Consider the following 12275-nt stretch of genomic DNA (forward strand, 5'->3'; position numbering starts at 1 on the left):
ACGCATTGCCAGTCGATATACGCAGGCGAAAGCCCCACCCCTCAAAGTCGCACGATTTTTTTGCCCGCACGGGAAATCGGCGCAATTAAATTACGCGAGCTTGTCGGGAAGGGGGCGATGCAGCACGCAAGCGCCGGGGCGCCCGCAGGCGGAAACCCCCGAGTCGCGGCGGCGAACCGGCTTGTCGATTGGCTTGTCCGGAGCGTGCCCCGGGGGAGGCGCTCAGGGTCGGGACCCTGGGGTCCTGACCCTAGGGTCAGGACCCATTAATTCCGCGATCGAGGCGTCGAAATGGCGAAGATATCGGGCTTGGGCGGGCGCAGCGGGTAGCATCGCTACCCGTAAGCCCGCGCGAACCTGAGATCGAAGCCATTTCGACGTCCCTTCGGGATTTGACCGATTTTGCCCATGGCTTCGTCGAAAAGCCTTGAAATATATTCATATTCCTCCGCCTTTCCTTCTCGCCCTGAGCAAAATCGCTTCAAACCTCGAACGTGGAATTAATGGGTCCTGACCCTAGAACCAGGCGCGCACCCCCATGACAAGCGCGACACTGCTGGGATCCTCGCCCGCCGCGCGCGCGAAGCGGGCGGTGTCGCCGAACTGGCGCGTCCATTCGACGCCGATATAGGGCGCGAATTCGCGGACGATCTCATAGCGCAGGCGGAGGCCCAGCTCGACGTCCGACAGGCCCGATCCGATGCCGTTCGCGGGCACGTCCTGCAGCGCGAAATTCGCTTCGACGGCGGGCTGGAGCACCAGCCGCTGCGTGATGCGCTGGTCATATTCGCCCTCGATCCGGGCAAGAAGGTCGCCCTTGTCCGACAGGAAAAGCGCGCCGCCCACCTCGAACCAATAGGGGGCGAGCCCTTCGATCGCGACGGTGGCATAGCTCCGGTCGGGACCGGGGCCGAAATCATGGCGGACACCGGCCTGCGCATTGAAATAGGGGCCGATGGCGCGGCTGTAGAGCAATTGCGCCTCGCCCTCCTCCAGCCCTTCGCCGATCGCGCTTTCGCCTTCGCTCTTGATCGTCAGCCGGTCGATGTCGCCGCCGTACCAGGCCTCTCCCTCCCAGCTGAAGCCGTCACGGCCCTTGCGCGCCTGATATTCGAGGTCGGCGGTGACGAAGCCGAAGGTCTGACCGCCGTTCTCCCTCATCATCTCGTGCCGCGAATGATCCATCGCGGCCTTGGAAAAGACGCGGTCGGCATACCAGTCGTCCGGCGGCGGCGGCGCTGGCGCGTCGCCCGGCGGCAGGTCGGTGCCCGTCGCACCGCCGGGGGACTGCGGCGGCGGTGCGACGTCGGGCGTGCAATGCCCCATGGCGGCATGTTCGGGCGGACAGGCGGGATCGCCCGCCGCGGCTTGCGCGGCCGGCGCCATCGCATGGCCGGCATGGGGATCGGCTTCGGCCGGGGCAGGCCCGGCTGGCTCGGCATGGTCGCCGTGCGCGCCATGATCGGGGTCGTCGTCGGCCATGGTGCAATGGCCCATCGCCGCATGTTCGGCGGTGCAGCCGCCGTTCATGCCCTGCTTCTCTGCTTCGGGCGCCGGAGCTTCCTGCATGGACGGTTGCGGCGCACCATGCCCCGCATGGGGGTCCGACTGCGCGACGGCGGGACCGGCGAGCGCGAGGGCCGACAGGCCGGCGAGCAGCATCGACGCGCGCCTCATGCCGCCTCTCCCTTCGGGCGGACGCTGACGACGCGCATCATGCCGGCGTGCATGTGATAGAGAAGATGGCAGTGGAACGCCCAGTCGCCGAGCGCGTCGGCGGTAAAGTCGAATGTCGCGATTCCGCCCGGCTGGACGATCACCGTATGCTTGCGCGGCGCGTGATCGCCCTTGCCCGTCACCAGTTCAAAGAAATGGCCGTGCAGGTGGATGGGGTGGCTCATCATCGAATCGTTGATCAGGTTCACGCGCACCCGCTCGCCCTCGATAAAGGGGATGGGTTCGTGATGGTCGGACATCTTCACGCCGTCGAACGACCACATGAAGCGTTCCATATTGCCGGTCAGGTGGATGTCGAGCGCGCGTCCGGGCGCGCGCACGTCGGGATTGCGGTCGAGCGCGGCGAGGTGATGATAGGTCAGCACCTCGTGCCCCACATCCTCCAGCCCCTGCCCAGGTTCGGCCATCCGGTCGACCGGCATCGGCGAAATCGACTGGACGCTGGGGTCGCGCTTGACCTGCGGCGCGACGCTGAAATCGCGCATGCTGTGCTCCATGCCGCCCGCGCCATGCCCCATTGCGGCATGATCGGTGGCGGGCGCGGCGCCGGCGGGGGTGCAGTGCCCCATCGCGGCATGTTCGGGTGCGCAGGTCGCGTCGCCGCCGCCCGGCATGTCGCCCATCCCCCCCATCCCCATGTCCTTCATCGTCGCGAGCGGGCGCGGGCGCAGCGCCGGAACCGGCGCGGCCATGCCCGCACGCGGCGCGAGCGTCGCGCGCGCCATGCCCGACCGGTCGTTCGCTTCGGCGACGAATGTATAGGCGCGGTCCTCGGCCGGGGTGACGACGACGTCATAGGTTTCGGCCACGCCGATCTGGAATTCGTCGATCGCGACCGGCCGGACGTTGAGCCCGTCGGCCTGCACGACGGTCATACGGAGCCCCGGAATGCGGACGTTGAAGATCGACATCGCCGACGCATTGATAATGCGCAGCCGCACGCGCTCGCCGGGCGCGAACAACGCGGTCCAGTTGTCGCGCGGTCCATGGCCGTTGACGAGGAAAGTGTATGTCGAACCGTTGACGTCGGCGATGTCGGTCGGATCCATCCGCATCCGGCCCCATTCGACGCGGTCCTTGAGCGTCTGGTCCTTGCCGGCGAGCAGCCCCGACAGCGTCTGGCGCTGCATGTTGAAATGCCCCGGATTGACCTTCATCTTGCGAAAGATTTCTTCGGGCGCGAGCTGGCTGTGGTCGGACAGCACGATCACATGTTCGCGGTCATAGGCGACCGGATCGGCATCCTTCGGATCGATCACGATCGGACCATAATGGCCAAGCTGTTCCTGCAGCCCCGAATGGCTGTGATACCAATAGGTGCCCGACTGGACGACGGGAAACTCGTAGACGAAGCGCTTGCCCGGCTTGATCCCGGGAAAGCTGACCCCCGGCACCCCGTCCATGTGAAAGGGCAGGATCAGCCCGTGCCAGTGGATCGAACTGTCCTCGTCCAGATCGTTGACAACCGTCAGGCGCGCCTGTTGCCCCTCCTTCAGCCGGACCAGCGGCGCGGGAACGGTGCCGTTGATCCCGATCGCCCGGCTGAGCTTGCCGTCGATGCGCATCGTCTGGCGCGCGATGCGCAGCGTGATGTCGTTGCCCGACACGGTCGGAAGGGGCGCGGCGATACCGGCCGAAACCGGCTGCGCCCAGGCAGGGAACCAAGCGGCCAGCGCGGCCGTCGCCCCTCCCCCCGCTGCCGCACCGATGAAACGCCGCCGATCGATTGTCATATCCGCCTTCTCATTTTTCCAAATGCTTCGAACCCCATACGCGCCGCGGCGGCGCGCCCCTCACCTCCCCGCCGTCCCCAATATCGCGCGGAGTTTGGCGCGCGCGCGATAGAGCCTCGTTTCGACGGTCTTTTCGCTGACGTTCAGCAGTTCGGCCGTCTCGGCCTGGCTATATTCCTCGACTCCGCGCAGCACGACCACCTCGCGCAGATTGGCCGGCAGGTCCGCGATCGCGAGCTGCACCCGCGCCAGTTCGGCGCGGTCGGCCGCCTCGACGTCGAGCGGCGGGCTGTCGCCGGCGACGTCATAAGCGCTTTCGAGCGGCAACGCGCGCGTGAAGAAGGCGCGGACCGCGCGGCGACGGCCCCAGTCGCGGCATTTGTTGAGCGCAATGCGCGAAATCCATGTGCGAAAGGGCCGCTCGCCATCATAACGGGCGAGCGCGGCGAACCCCGCGACAAAGGCCTCCTGCGTCAGGTCCATCGCCTCGCCCTCGTCGCCGACATGACCCCGGATCAAGCGGAAGACCGGCGCCTTGTAGCGCACCAGAAATTCGCGATAGGCGTCCTGCCGCCCCGACAGGGCGAGCGCCGCGAGGTCGCGGTCGGGGCATTGCGACAGGTCGGGCGTCACCTCGCATCGGCGGTCAGCGCCTTGACCACAACCTTGTCGAACATCGCCGCCTGTTCGCGGTCGAGAACCGCGCGCATCGCAAAAAGATGCTGCAATGTTTCCTTCTGAAGTTCGCCCATCACTTCATGCGTCTCGTCGATCGCCTTGGTGACCCGCGGGCCATAGCCGTGCTCGGCCTCGATCGCCTGCGCGAGCCGGATATTGGCGGCGCGCATCTCGAGCTCGAGCGCGGTGCGGCGCGCGGCGAATTTCGCCTCGATCGCGTGGATGCGCTTTTCCTGGTCCGCCGACAGCGTCAGTTCGCGGTGCAGCAGCGCGTGCAATTCGGTCTCGTCCTGCTTCGGCGCGTCGACGAGCAGGCGACCGAGGAAGACGCCCGCGATCGCGGCGAGAAAAGCGATGAGCCCGACGATCGCGAGCCGGCGTGCAGACGTCATCGGCGCGCGTCCAATATCGTCGACGGCGCGAGCGGGCTCGCGGGAATCAGCGGCATCAGCGGCTTTGCCTCGACCGCGGTCGGCACGAAAATGCTGCCCCCGACCATTCCGCCGCCGAGCGATACCAGCGCGGCGACCGCCATCAGCCGGCGCGTCGCTGCGGCTTCGCGTTTCCGGACGGCGAGCGCGGCGAGGACGCGGTCGTCGAGCGCGTCGAGCGCCGACGGCATTGCGGCCGCGTGCAGTTTCCGAAATTCGTCGTCCATCACCGTTGCTCCGGTCCTTTCATCGGGATCATACGCAGCGGCGCGCATCACCCCTCATCCTATCCCGTTCGGGCCGCGACCTTTTCGTACGAGGGACGGCGCCCTGCGATGCGTATTAGCAGCACAGACATGCTGTTGGAGCTTTTTATGCACAAATTCCGTCTCTCCCCTCTCGCGCTTTTCGCCGCGGCCGCGCTGGCGCTGTCGCCCGCCGCGGCGCTGGCGCATGCCAAGCTGGTCGCATCGACCCCCGCCGCCAACGCCAAGGTCGCGAAAGTGACGTCGGTGCAGCTCAAATTCAGCGAAAAGCTGATCGCGTCGACGGTGCGCGCCGAACTGGTGATGACCGCGATGCCGGGGATGACCGACCACCCGCCGATGAAGATCGCGATCGGATCCGCGATGGGCAAGGACGGCAAGTCGATGACGCTCACCCCGAAACGCGCGCTCGTCCCCGGCACCTACAAGGTCAAATGGTCGGCGGCGGGCGCCGATACGCACCGCATGGGCAGCGAGTTCAGCTTCACGGTAAAATAGGGCGGTGGCCGACCCTGTTCTGATCGGCATCAGGTTCGCACTTTACGCGGACCTGATGCTGGTTGCCGGTCTTGCCGCATTCCCGCTCTATGCGCTGACATCAAGCGAACGTCTCGAACCACGGACCGCGATGGCCGCGATCTGGCGTGCGGAGCGATGGCTGTGCGCCGCCGGGCTGCTTCTCTCCACCCTCGGAATGGCCGTGCTCGCGGCTTCGATGCAGGGCGTGGGGCTCCTCTCGCTGGAGCTTCGGCCTTTGCTGGATCTGGTGCGCGAGACCGACGTCGGGATGGCCTGGCTCTGCCGGAGCGCCGCGCTCCTGCTCGCGCTCGCGGTCGCGCTCCGGATGACGCGCTGGCCGACGGCCGCGGCCGCGGCGCTCGCGGCCGCCGGCTCGGTGGCCACCGCGACGCTCGTCTGGTCCGGGCACGCGGGCGCGACCGGGGGCGCCGCAGGCACCGTGCACCGGATCAGCGACATCCTGCACCTGATCGCGGCCGCGGCGTGGCTCGGCGCGATCGGCGCCTTCCTTCTCCTGATCGCGCCGCACCGCCTTCGCGAACGGCGGGACGGGCTCCGGATCGCGGTGCGGAGTCTCGACCGGTTTTCGCGCGTCGGAACGATATGCGTCCTCGTCGTCGCCGCGACCGGCCTCATCAACGGCCAGATGATCGTCGGCGTCCAGAATCTCGGCCGGTCGCTCGGATCGGCCTATGGGCAGTTGCTCCTTGCCAAGCTCGCGCTGTTCGCGCTGATGCTCGCGCTCGCGGGCGCCAATCGCTGGCGGCTGACGCCGGCGCTCGCGACCGCCGCGACCGCCGCCGATGCCAACCCCGAAGCCGTGCTTTCGGCCCTGCGCAGGAGCCTGATCGTCGAAGCGTCGGCGGCGCTCGCCATCCTCGCGCTGGTTGCCTGGTTCGGCACGCTCGAACCCTTCGCCGCGCCGCCGGCATAAGATATTCTGCGCGAAAGCGTGCGCACCGGTATCGTAAAGACAGGGCAAAATTGTCCCGACAATCGTCGAAGGATGTTGGCGCGCCCGGCAGGATTCGAACCTGCGGCCACCCGCTTAGAAGGCGGGTGCTCTATCCAGCTGAGCTACGGGCGCGCGGCACGGCTGTGCGGCGCCGCGAATAGCGCGGTTTGCGTCCGCCGCAAAGCAGGTTAAGCAGCGGCCGATGACCGATTCCGACGCGACCCCCGCCGAACCCGCGCATGTCAGCGCCGGAAGCATCCGGCATTTTCGCTATTACGACCTCGTCATGGCCGCGTTCGTCGCGGTGCTGCTGCTCTCGAACATCATCGGCGCGTCGAAACTGTCGATGGTTGGCGGGCTGACCTTCGGCGCGGGCATCCTCTTCTTTCCGATCAGCTATGTCATTGGCGACGTGCTGACCGAGGTTTATGGCTATGCGCGCGCGCGCCGGGTGATCTGGACGGGTTTCGCCGCGCTTCTGTTCATGGCGGTGATGAGCTGGATCGTGCTCGCAATGCCGCCTGCCGCCGACTGGTGGTGCAGCGGGACCGAGACGCTGGCGCTGAAATCGGGCGTCGAGGCGGCGGGCCCCGGCGCGGTCTGCCAGCAAACCTATGAAAGCGTGTTCGGCGCCGCCTGGCGCATCGTGCTCGCATCCATGGTCGCTTTCTGGGCGGGCGAGTTCGTCAACTCCTATGTCCTCGCGCGGATGAAGCTCGCGACCGAAGGGCGCCACCTGTGGATGCGCACGATCGGCTCGACGATTTTCGGCCAGGGCGTCGACAGCCTGATCTTCTACCCCATCGCCTTTCTCGGCATCTGGGAAACCGAACAGGTGTTTCTCGTCCTCACCACCAACTGGGCGATGAAAGTCGCGTGGGAAGCCGTGCTGACCCCCGCAACCTATGTCGTCGTCGGCGCGTTGAAGCGCCGCGAAGGTGTCGACGTGTTCGACGAAGGCACCGACTTCAACCCCTTTGGCGCCAAAGTCTGACCGCGCATGACCCTGATCGAAATCGCGTCGCTGTTCGAAGCCCGCAAGCTGTCGGTGATCGCGGCGACCGGCCTCGGCAAGGATGCGCTGCACATCTATTTCGGCATGGCGCTGTTCCTCGCGGTGCGCCTCGCGTGGCGCCGCCGCGGCGGATGGGTCGCGGCGTGGCTCGCGGTGCTCGTCATGGCCTGCGGCGGCGAATGGCTCGACCTGACCGCCGAATACAGCCGTTCGGCGATCCAGCCCGACGCGGCGCACTGGCACGACATCTGGAACACGATGTTCTGGCCGACGGTGCTGCTGCTCGTCGGGCGCTGGCTGCAGCCGCAGCGCGGCGCAGCCGATCTAGGCGATAACGCCGAGCGCCGCCTCGAACAGGCGTAGCCCGTCGGTGCCGCCATGCGCGCGGTCGATCGCGCGTTCGGGGTGCGGCATCATGCCGAGCACATTGCCCGCATCGTTGAGCACGCCCGCGATACCCCGCGCCGATCCGTTGATGCCGTCGGCGTAACGAAACGCCACGCGCCCCTCGCCCTCGATCCGGTCGAGCGTCGCCGCGTCGGCGAAATAATTGCCGTCGTGATGCGCGACGGGGATGTCGATTTCCTCGCCCGCGCGATAGCCCGCGGTGAACAGCGACTGGCTGTTCTCGACCGTCAGCGGCACGGTGCGGCAGACGAAGTTGAGCCCCGCATTGCGCATCAGCGCGCCGGGCAGCAGCAGCGCCTCGGTCAGCACCTGAAAGCCATTGCACACACCGAGCACCGGCACGCCGCGCCCCGCGGCGTCCGCCACCGCGCGCAGGATCGGCGACCGCGCCGCCATCGCGCCCGAACGCAGATAATCGCCATAGGAAAAGCCGCCGGGCAGCGCGATGAAGTCGACCCCGTCCGGCAATTCGCTCTCGCGGTGCCAGACCATCGCGGGCGCCTTGCCCGTGACAGCCTCGAGCGCGACCGCCATGTCGCGGTCGCAGTTCGAACCCGGAAAGACGATGACGGCGGTCTTCATGGGCCTGCTCCTTTACGGCCGTTCGATGCGGTAGTTTTCGATCACCGTATTGGCGAGCAGCTTGGCGCACATGGCGTCGAGATCGGCGTCGCTCGTGCCGTCGGCGACGTCGAGCTCGATGAAACGGCCCGCGCGCACGTCCGATACCCCGCCGAAACCCAGCCCTTCGAGCGCATGATGGATCGCCTTGCCCTGCGGGTCGAGCACCCCCGGCTTGAGCGTCACATAGACATTCACTTTCATCGGGGCGGACCTTTGCTGGAAGGGCGGGGGAAGATGGGCGCGCCTATGCCCGCGAATCACTTCGGGGGCAAGGGGGTGGGCGGCGGTCGCGGCGCCAAAAATGCGGCTGTCCGGATTGCGAACCAATCGCATCTTTCCTGTTGCGAATCCTTCGCACTATCCCTAAATCAGCATTGTTGAGAAGGATTCGCACATGGTCGTCTGTGTCTGCAACGCAATTAGGGAAAGCCAGCTGCGCGATGTCGCGCGGAGCGGTCAATTGCGGTGCGCGAAGGCGGCCTATGCGCAATTGGGTCGCAAACCCAAGTGCGGACAATGCCTGTCATTCGCTCGCAATATCATCAGCGACGCCGCCGCGACTGCCTGATTTTTCTTGGTTTTCCGCCATTTTTGACCTTGGCCTGATGGGGCCGGGGCGCGTATAATGCGCCCACTCCATTCCAAGACAAAATGACAGGATAGACACCATGAAGGGCGACGAAAAAGTCATCGATTTCCTCAACGAGGCGCTCAAGAACGAGCTGACCGCGATCAACCAATACTGGCTGCATTACCGGATGCTCGACAATTGGGGCGTCGCGCGCCTCGCCGCGTTCGAGCGCGAAGAGTCGATCGACGAGATGAAGCACGCCGACAAGCTCGCCGACCGCATTCTCTTCCTTGGCGGCCTCCCCAATTTCCAGCTGCTCGGCCGCCTGCGTGTCGGCGAAACGGTCGAGGAGATCCTCAAGGCCGACCTCGCGGTCGAGGAAGAAGCGATCCCGCTGCTCAAGGACGCCATTGCGCACTGTGAAAGCGTGCGCGACTATGTCAGCCGCGACCTCTTCGCCGACATCCTCGAAAGCGAGGAACATCATGTCGACGAGCTCGAAAAGCAGTTCGAGATGATCGAGCGCATGGGCATCGAAAATTATATCCAGCTCCAGTCGAAGCCCGCGGGCGACGACTGAACCGAATCCGTCATCCCGGCGAAGGGCGTTCAGAGGCACGCGACTCTGAAACACGATCTCGCCGGTGCGTTATGATGCTAGGTCGAGATCCCGGCTTTCGCCGGGATGACGAAACAAAAAACCACGGTTTTCAGGGGCGCTTTCGGGCGCCTCTTTTTTCGCTTGTATTTGCGAATAATTCGCAATAGCAAGGTGAGGCAGTCCCCTCCTGCCGGCCGCTGCAACTTCAAGCTGCACCAAAGCGGCCGGCATCTTTTTCCCCAAGAGGCGAAGCGGACCGGGGAACTGCAAGGGCCGGGAGAAACGAACCTCATGCAAAGCAGCGAGCTGATCCGCCAACTCACCGAACAGCCGCTGGTGCGCGACCTTACGGTCGAAGCCGCGCAGGCGGTGCTTGCGCTGCGCTATTGCATCCTCTGCCGCCGCAGCGAGCGCGACCCGATGCCCGAACTCGAACGCCGCTGGGGCAATATCCTCGCGGCGCGCCGCTATCGCCTCGTCGTCGAGGCGATCGGCCATGTCTGGCCCGAACCCTTCGCCGTCGCCCCGCCCTGCTGCCCGCGCGTCAGCTTCGACGAAGCGCTGCTCGCCGCGATGGTCGACGCATCGTCGCGCCGCGACCGCGTCCATTTCGACTGGCTGACTGCCGAGATGCTCGGCAGCGACGCGCGCGAGATGCTCTTCGTCGCCCTCGAAAACTTCATCCGCGCCCGGGCCCCGCGCCCGGTGTGACCGGCGGCATTGGGGTGGGAAGCGGACATTCCACAACCGTCGCCCCCGCGAAGGCGGGGGCCGCTAGCGGCCTTACTCAGCGGCATTGTGTAAAACGACAGCGGCCCCCGCCTTCGCGGGGGCGACGGCTAGGTTCGGTCGTTAGCCGACCTTCGTCATCCCGGACTTGATCCGGGATCCATCGCAGCGCTGAAGTCGCGGACCCCGGATCAAGTCTAACGAGCCACGTGTCTCGTTAGAGGGTGACGATGTAAGATGGACCGCTACCCGCCGAAACCGGATATCCCACGAAGACGAATTTGCATCCGTCCCCCCGCCTCCCTACATAACTCCCTCATTCGCACCGGAGTCTCCACGCCATGAACGACAATCTGACCGCAACGCCGCCCCGCCTTGCCGCCAGGAAAGTCCTTGTTCATGCCTCCCGTTTCTCCCTCGATCACCATCGCCAACCTCGGCTGGTCCACGCCTGACGGCCGCGCCGTCCTTTCGGGCCTCGATCTCCATTTCCAGCGCGAGCGGGTCGGCGTCGTCGGCCGCAACGGCGTCGGCAAATCGACGCTGCTGCGCCTGCTGACCGGCGAGCTTGCGCCCGTCACCGGCAGCATCGCGATAAATGGCAGCATCGCGATGCTAAGCCAGACGGTGCAGGTCGCGGCGCACGAAAGCATCGCCGACCTGTTCGGCGCGCGCGCCGCGCTCGCACTGCTGCGCAGGGCCGAAGCGGGCGAAGCGAGCGTCGAGGAGATCGCCGACGCCGACTGGACGCTCGACGCGCGAATCGATGCGGCGCTGGCGGGCGTCGGCCTGCCGCTCGCCGCCGACACGCCGCTCGCGGCGCTGTCGGGCGGTCAGCGCACCCGCGCCGCGCTCGCCGGCGCGATGTTCGCCGCGCCCGACTTCCTGCTGCTCGACGAACCCACCAACAATCTCGACCGCGACGGCCGCAAGGCGGTGCGGGGCCTCCTCGCCGGCTGGCGCGGCGGCGCGATCGTCGTCAGCCACGACCGCGAATTGCTCGAGGAGATGGACGCGATCGTCGAGCTCACCAGCCTCGGCGCGACGCGCTACGGCGGCGGCTGGAGCGCCTATCGCGCGCGCAAGGACATCGAACAGGCGGCGGTCGAAGCCGAACTCGCAGGTGCCGAAAAGGAACTCGGCCGGGTGCGGCGCCAGGCGCAGGTCACCGCCGAGCGGCAGGCGCGCCGCGACGCCGGCGGCCGGCGCAAGGCGGCGCGCGGCGACGAGCCCGCGATCCTGCTCGGGACGCTCAAGCGCCGCGCCGAGGAAAGCGTCGGCGCGAACCGGCGCCTCGCCGAACGCCAGCGCGCCGACGCCGAGCAGGCACGCGACGCCGCGCGCGGCAGGATCGAGGTCGTCGATCCGCTCGCGGTCGCGCTGCCCTCGACCGGGCTCCCCGCCTCGCGCACCGTCCTCGCGCTCGACCGGATCAGCGCGGGCTATGTCGAAGGCCGGCCGGTCATCGAAGGCCTGTCGCTCACGCTCACCGGCCCCGAGCGCGTCGCGATCGCGGGCCCCAATGGTTCGGGCAAATCGACGCTGCTCGCGCTGATCGCCGGAACGCTCGCCCCCTGGTCGGGCGAGCTGCGCGTCGGCGTTCCGCTCGCGCTGTTCGACCAGCGCGTCGCCCTGCTCGATCCCGCGCTTTCGATCGCCGACAATTTCCTTGCGCTCAACCCGGGGACGACGAACAACCAGTGCCGCGCCGCGCTCGCGCGCTTCCGCTTTCGCGCCGACGCCGCCGACCGCATCGCCGGGACACTCAGCGGCGGCCAGATGCTCCGCGCCGGCCTCGCCTGCGTCCTCGGCGCGCCGCACCCGCCGCAATTGCTGATCCTCGACGAACCCGGCAACCATCTCGACATCGAATCGCTCACCGCCGTCGAAACCGGCCTCGCCGCCTATGACGGCGCGCTGCTGGTGGTCAGCCACGACCGCGCGTTCCTCGATGCGATCGGGGTGCAACGGGTGGTCGAGTTGGGTGCGGGATGACGGGCGCCCAAGA

Annotated in this window: 15 protein-coding genes and 1 tRNA gene; 8 read left to right on the forward strand and 8 right to left on the reverse strand. The window is 67.0% G+C overall.

From position 1 onward, the window contains the following. Positions 1–516: 516 nt before the first annotated feature. The 5 genes from OVY29_RS12290 to OVY29_RS12310 are packed head-to-tail and all read right to left on the reverse strand — an operon-like array spanning position 517 to position 4854. Positions 517–1677, reverse strand: a complete 1161-nt coding sequence (locus OVY29_RS12290) for a copper resistance protein B (RefSeq protein WP_037555375.1) — start codon at positions 1675–1677, stop codon at positions 517–519. Beyond that, positions 1674–3470 carry a copper resistance system multicopper oxidase gene (locus OVY29_RS12295; protein WP_037555374.1) on the reverse strand — a complete coding sequence of 599 codons (1797 nt, stop codon included), beginning with the start codon at positions 3468–3470 and terminating at the stop codon, positions 1674–1676. Before OVY29_RS12295 ends, OVY29_RS12290 begins: the two co-directional genes overlap by 4 nt. 60 nt (positions 3471–3530) lie before the next feature. Then, positions 3531–4103 carry an RNA polymerase sigma factor gene (locus tag OVY29_RS12300; RefSeq protein ID WP_313911487.1) on the reverse strand — a complete coding sequence of 191 codons (573 nt, stop codon included), beginning with the start codon at positions 4101–4103 and terminating at the stop codon, positions 3531–3533. Then, positions 4100–4540, reverse strand: coding sequence for a periplasmic heavy metal sensor (locus tag OVY29_RS12305; protein ID WP_037555372.1), 441 nt, complete (start codon positions 4538–4540; stop codon positions 4100–4102). The genes OVY29_RS12300 and OVY29_RS12305 overlap by 4 nt, the downstream gene beginning before the upstream one ends. Beyond that, on the reverse strand, positions 4537–4854 hold the full coding sequence (locus OVY29_RS12310; RefSeq protein WP_313911488.1) for a hypothetical protein: 318 nt from the start codon (positions 4852–4854) through the stop codon (positions 4537–4539). The genes OVY29_RS12305 and OVY29_RS12310 overlap by 4 nt, the downstream gene beginning before the upstream one ends. A gap of 99 nt (positions 4855–4953) precedes the next feature. Here OVY29_RS12310 and copC point away from each other — a divergent pair, with 99 nt between their 5' ends. Both copC and copD read left to right on the forward strand, forming a co-directional pair. Beyond that, a complete protein-coding gene (gene copC, locus OVY29_RS12315; RefSeq protein ID WP_313911489.1) occupies positions 4954–5343 on the forward strand; it encodes a copper homeostasis periplasmic binding protein CopC in 390 nt (129 codons plus the stop codon). 4 nt (positions 5344–5347) lie between these two features. Next, on the forward strand, positions 5348–6298 hold the full coding sequence (copD, locus tag OVY29_RS12320) for a copper homeostasis membrane protein CopD (protein WP_313911490.1): 951 nt from the start codon (positions 5348–5350) through the stop codon (positions 6296–6298). A 76-nt stretch (positions 6299–6374) separates the two neighbouring features. Here the strand turns inward: copD and OVY29_RS12325 are convergent. Further along, positions 6375–6451, reverse strand: a tRNA-Arg gene (locus tag OVY29_RS12325). Positions 6452–6521: 70 nt separating this feature from the next. On the opposite strand from OVY29_RS12325, the gene OVY29_RS12330 reads away from it, so the two are divergent. Beyond that, a complete protein-coding gene (locus OVY29_RS12330; RefSeq protein ID WP_313911491.1) occupies positions 6522–7313 on the forward strand; it encodes a queuosine precursor transporter in 792 nt (263 codons plus the stop codon). Between the two features lie 6 nt (positions 7314–7319). Continuing rightward, complete coding sequence (locus OVY29_RS12335; RefSeq protein WP_313911492.1) at positions 7320–7697, forward strand: hypothetical protein; 378 nt, start codon at positions 7320–7322, stop codon at positions 7695–7697. On the opposite strand, the gene purQ is transcribed toward OVY29_RS12335, so the two are convergent. Both purQ and purS read right to left on the reverse strand, forming a co-directional pair. Continuing rightward, complete coding sequence (gene purQ, locus OVY29_RS12340; protein WP_313911493.1) at positions 7659–8324, reverse strand: phosphoribosylformylglycinamidine synthase subunit PurQ; 666 nt, start codon at positions 8322–8324, stop codon at positions 7659–7661. The two genes, OVY29_RS12335 and purQ, sit on opposite strands and share 39 nt — an antisense overlap. Positions 8325–8336: 12 nt before the next feature. Continuing rightward, on the reverse strand, positions 8337–8567 hold the full coding sequence (gene purS / locus OVY29_RS12345) for a phosphoribosylformylglycinamidine synthase subunit PurS (protein ID WP_037555366.1): 231 nt from the start codon (positions 8565–8567) through the stop codon (positions 8337–8339). Positions 8568–8760: 193 nt separating this feature from the next. Between purS and OVY29_RS12350 the strand changes: the two genes are divergently transcribed. The 4 genes from OVY29_RS12350 (at position 8761) to OVY29_RS12365 (ending at position 12262) form a co-directional block, all read left to right on the forward strand. Beyond that, positions 8761–8934 carry a bacterioferritin-associated ferredoxin gene (locus tag OVY29_RS12350; protein ID WP_081933078.1) on the forward strand — a complete coding sequence of 58 codons (174 nt, stop codon included), beginning with the start codon at positions 8761–8763 and terminating at the stop codon, positions 8932–8934. A 100-nt stretch (positions 8935–9034) separates the two neighbouring features. Continuing rightward, complete coding sequence (gene bfr / locus OVY29_RS12355) at positions 9035–9517, forward strand: bacterioferritin (RefSeq protein ID WP_037555365.1); 483 nt, start codon at positions 9035–9037, stop codon at positions 9515–9517. Between the two features lie 312 nt (positions 9518–9829). Continuing rightward, positions 9830–10249: an addiction module antidote protein gene (locus tag OVY29_RS12360; protein ID WP_313911494.1), complete on the forward strand. Its 420-nt coding sequence runs from the start codon at positions 9830–9832 to the stop codon at positions 10247–10249. A gap of 417 nt (positions 10250–10666) precedes the next feature. Beyond that, positions 10667–12262, forward strand: a complete 1596-nt coding sequence (locus OVY29_RS12365; protein ID WP_313911495.1) for an ABC-F family ATP-binding cassette domain-containing protein — start codon at positions 10667–10669, stop codon at positions 12260–12262. The last annotated feature ends 13 nt before the right edge of the window (positions 12263–12275 follow it).

This window comes from Sphingopyxis sp. SE2 (assembly GCF_032227185.1).
Classification (GTDB): Bacteria; Pseudomonadota; Alphaproteobacteria; order Sphingomonadales; family Sphingomonadaceae; genus Sphingopyxis.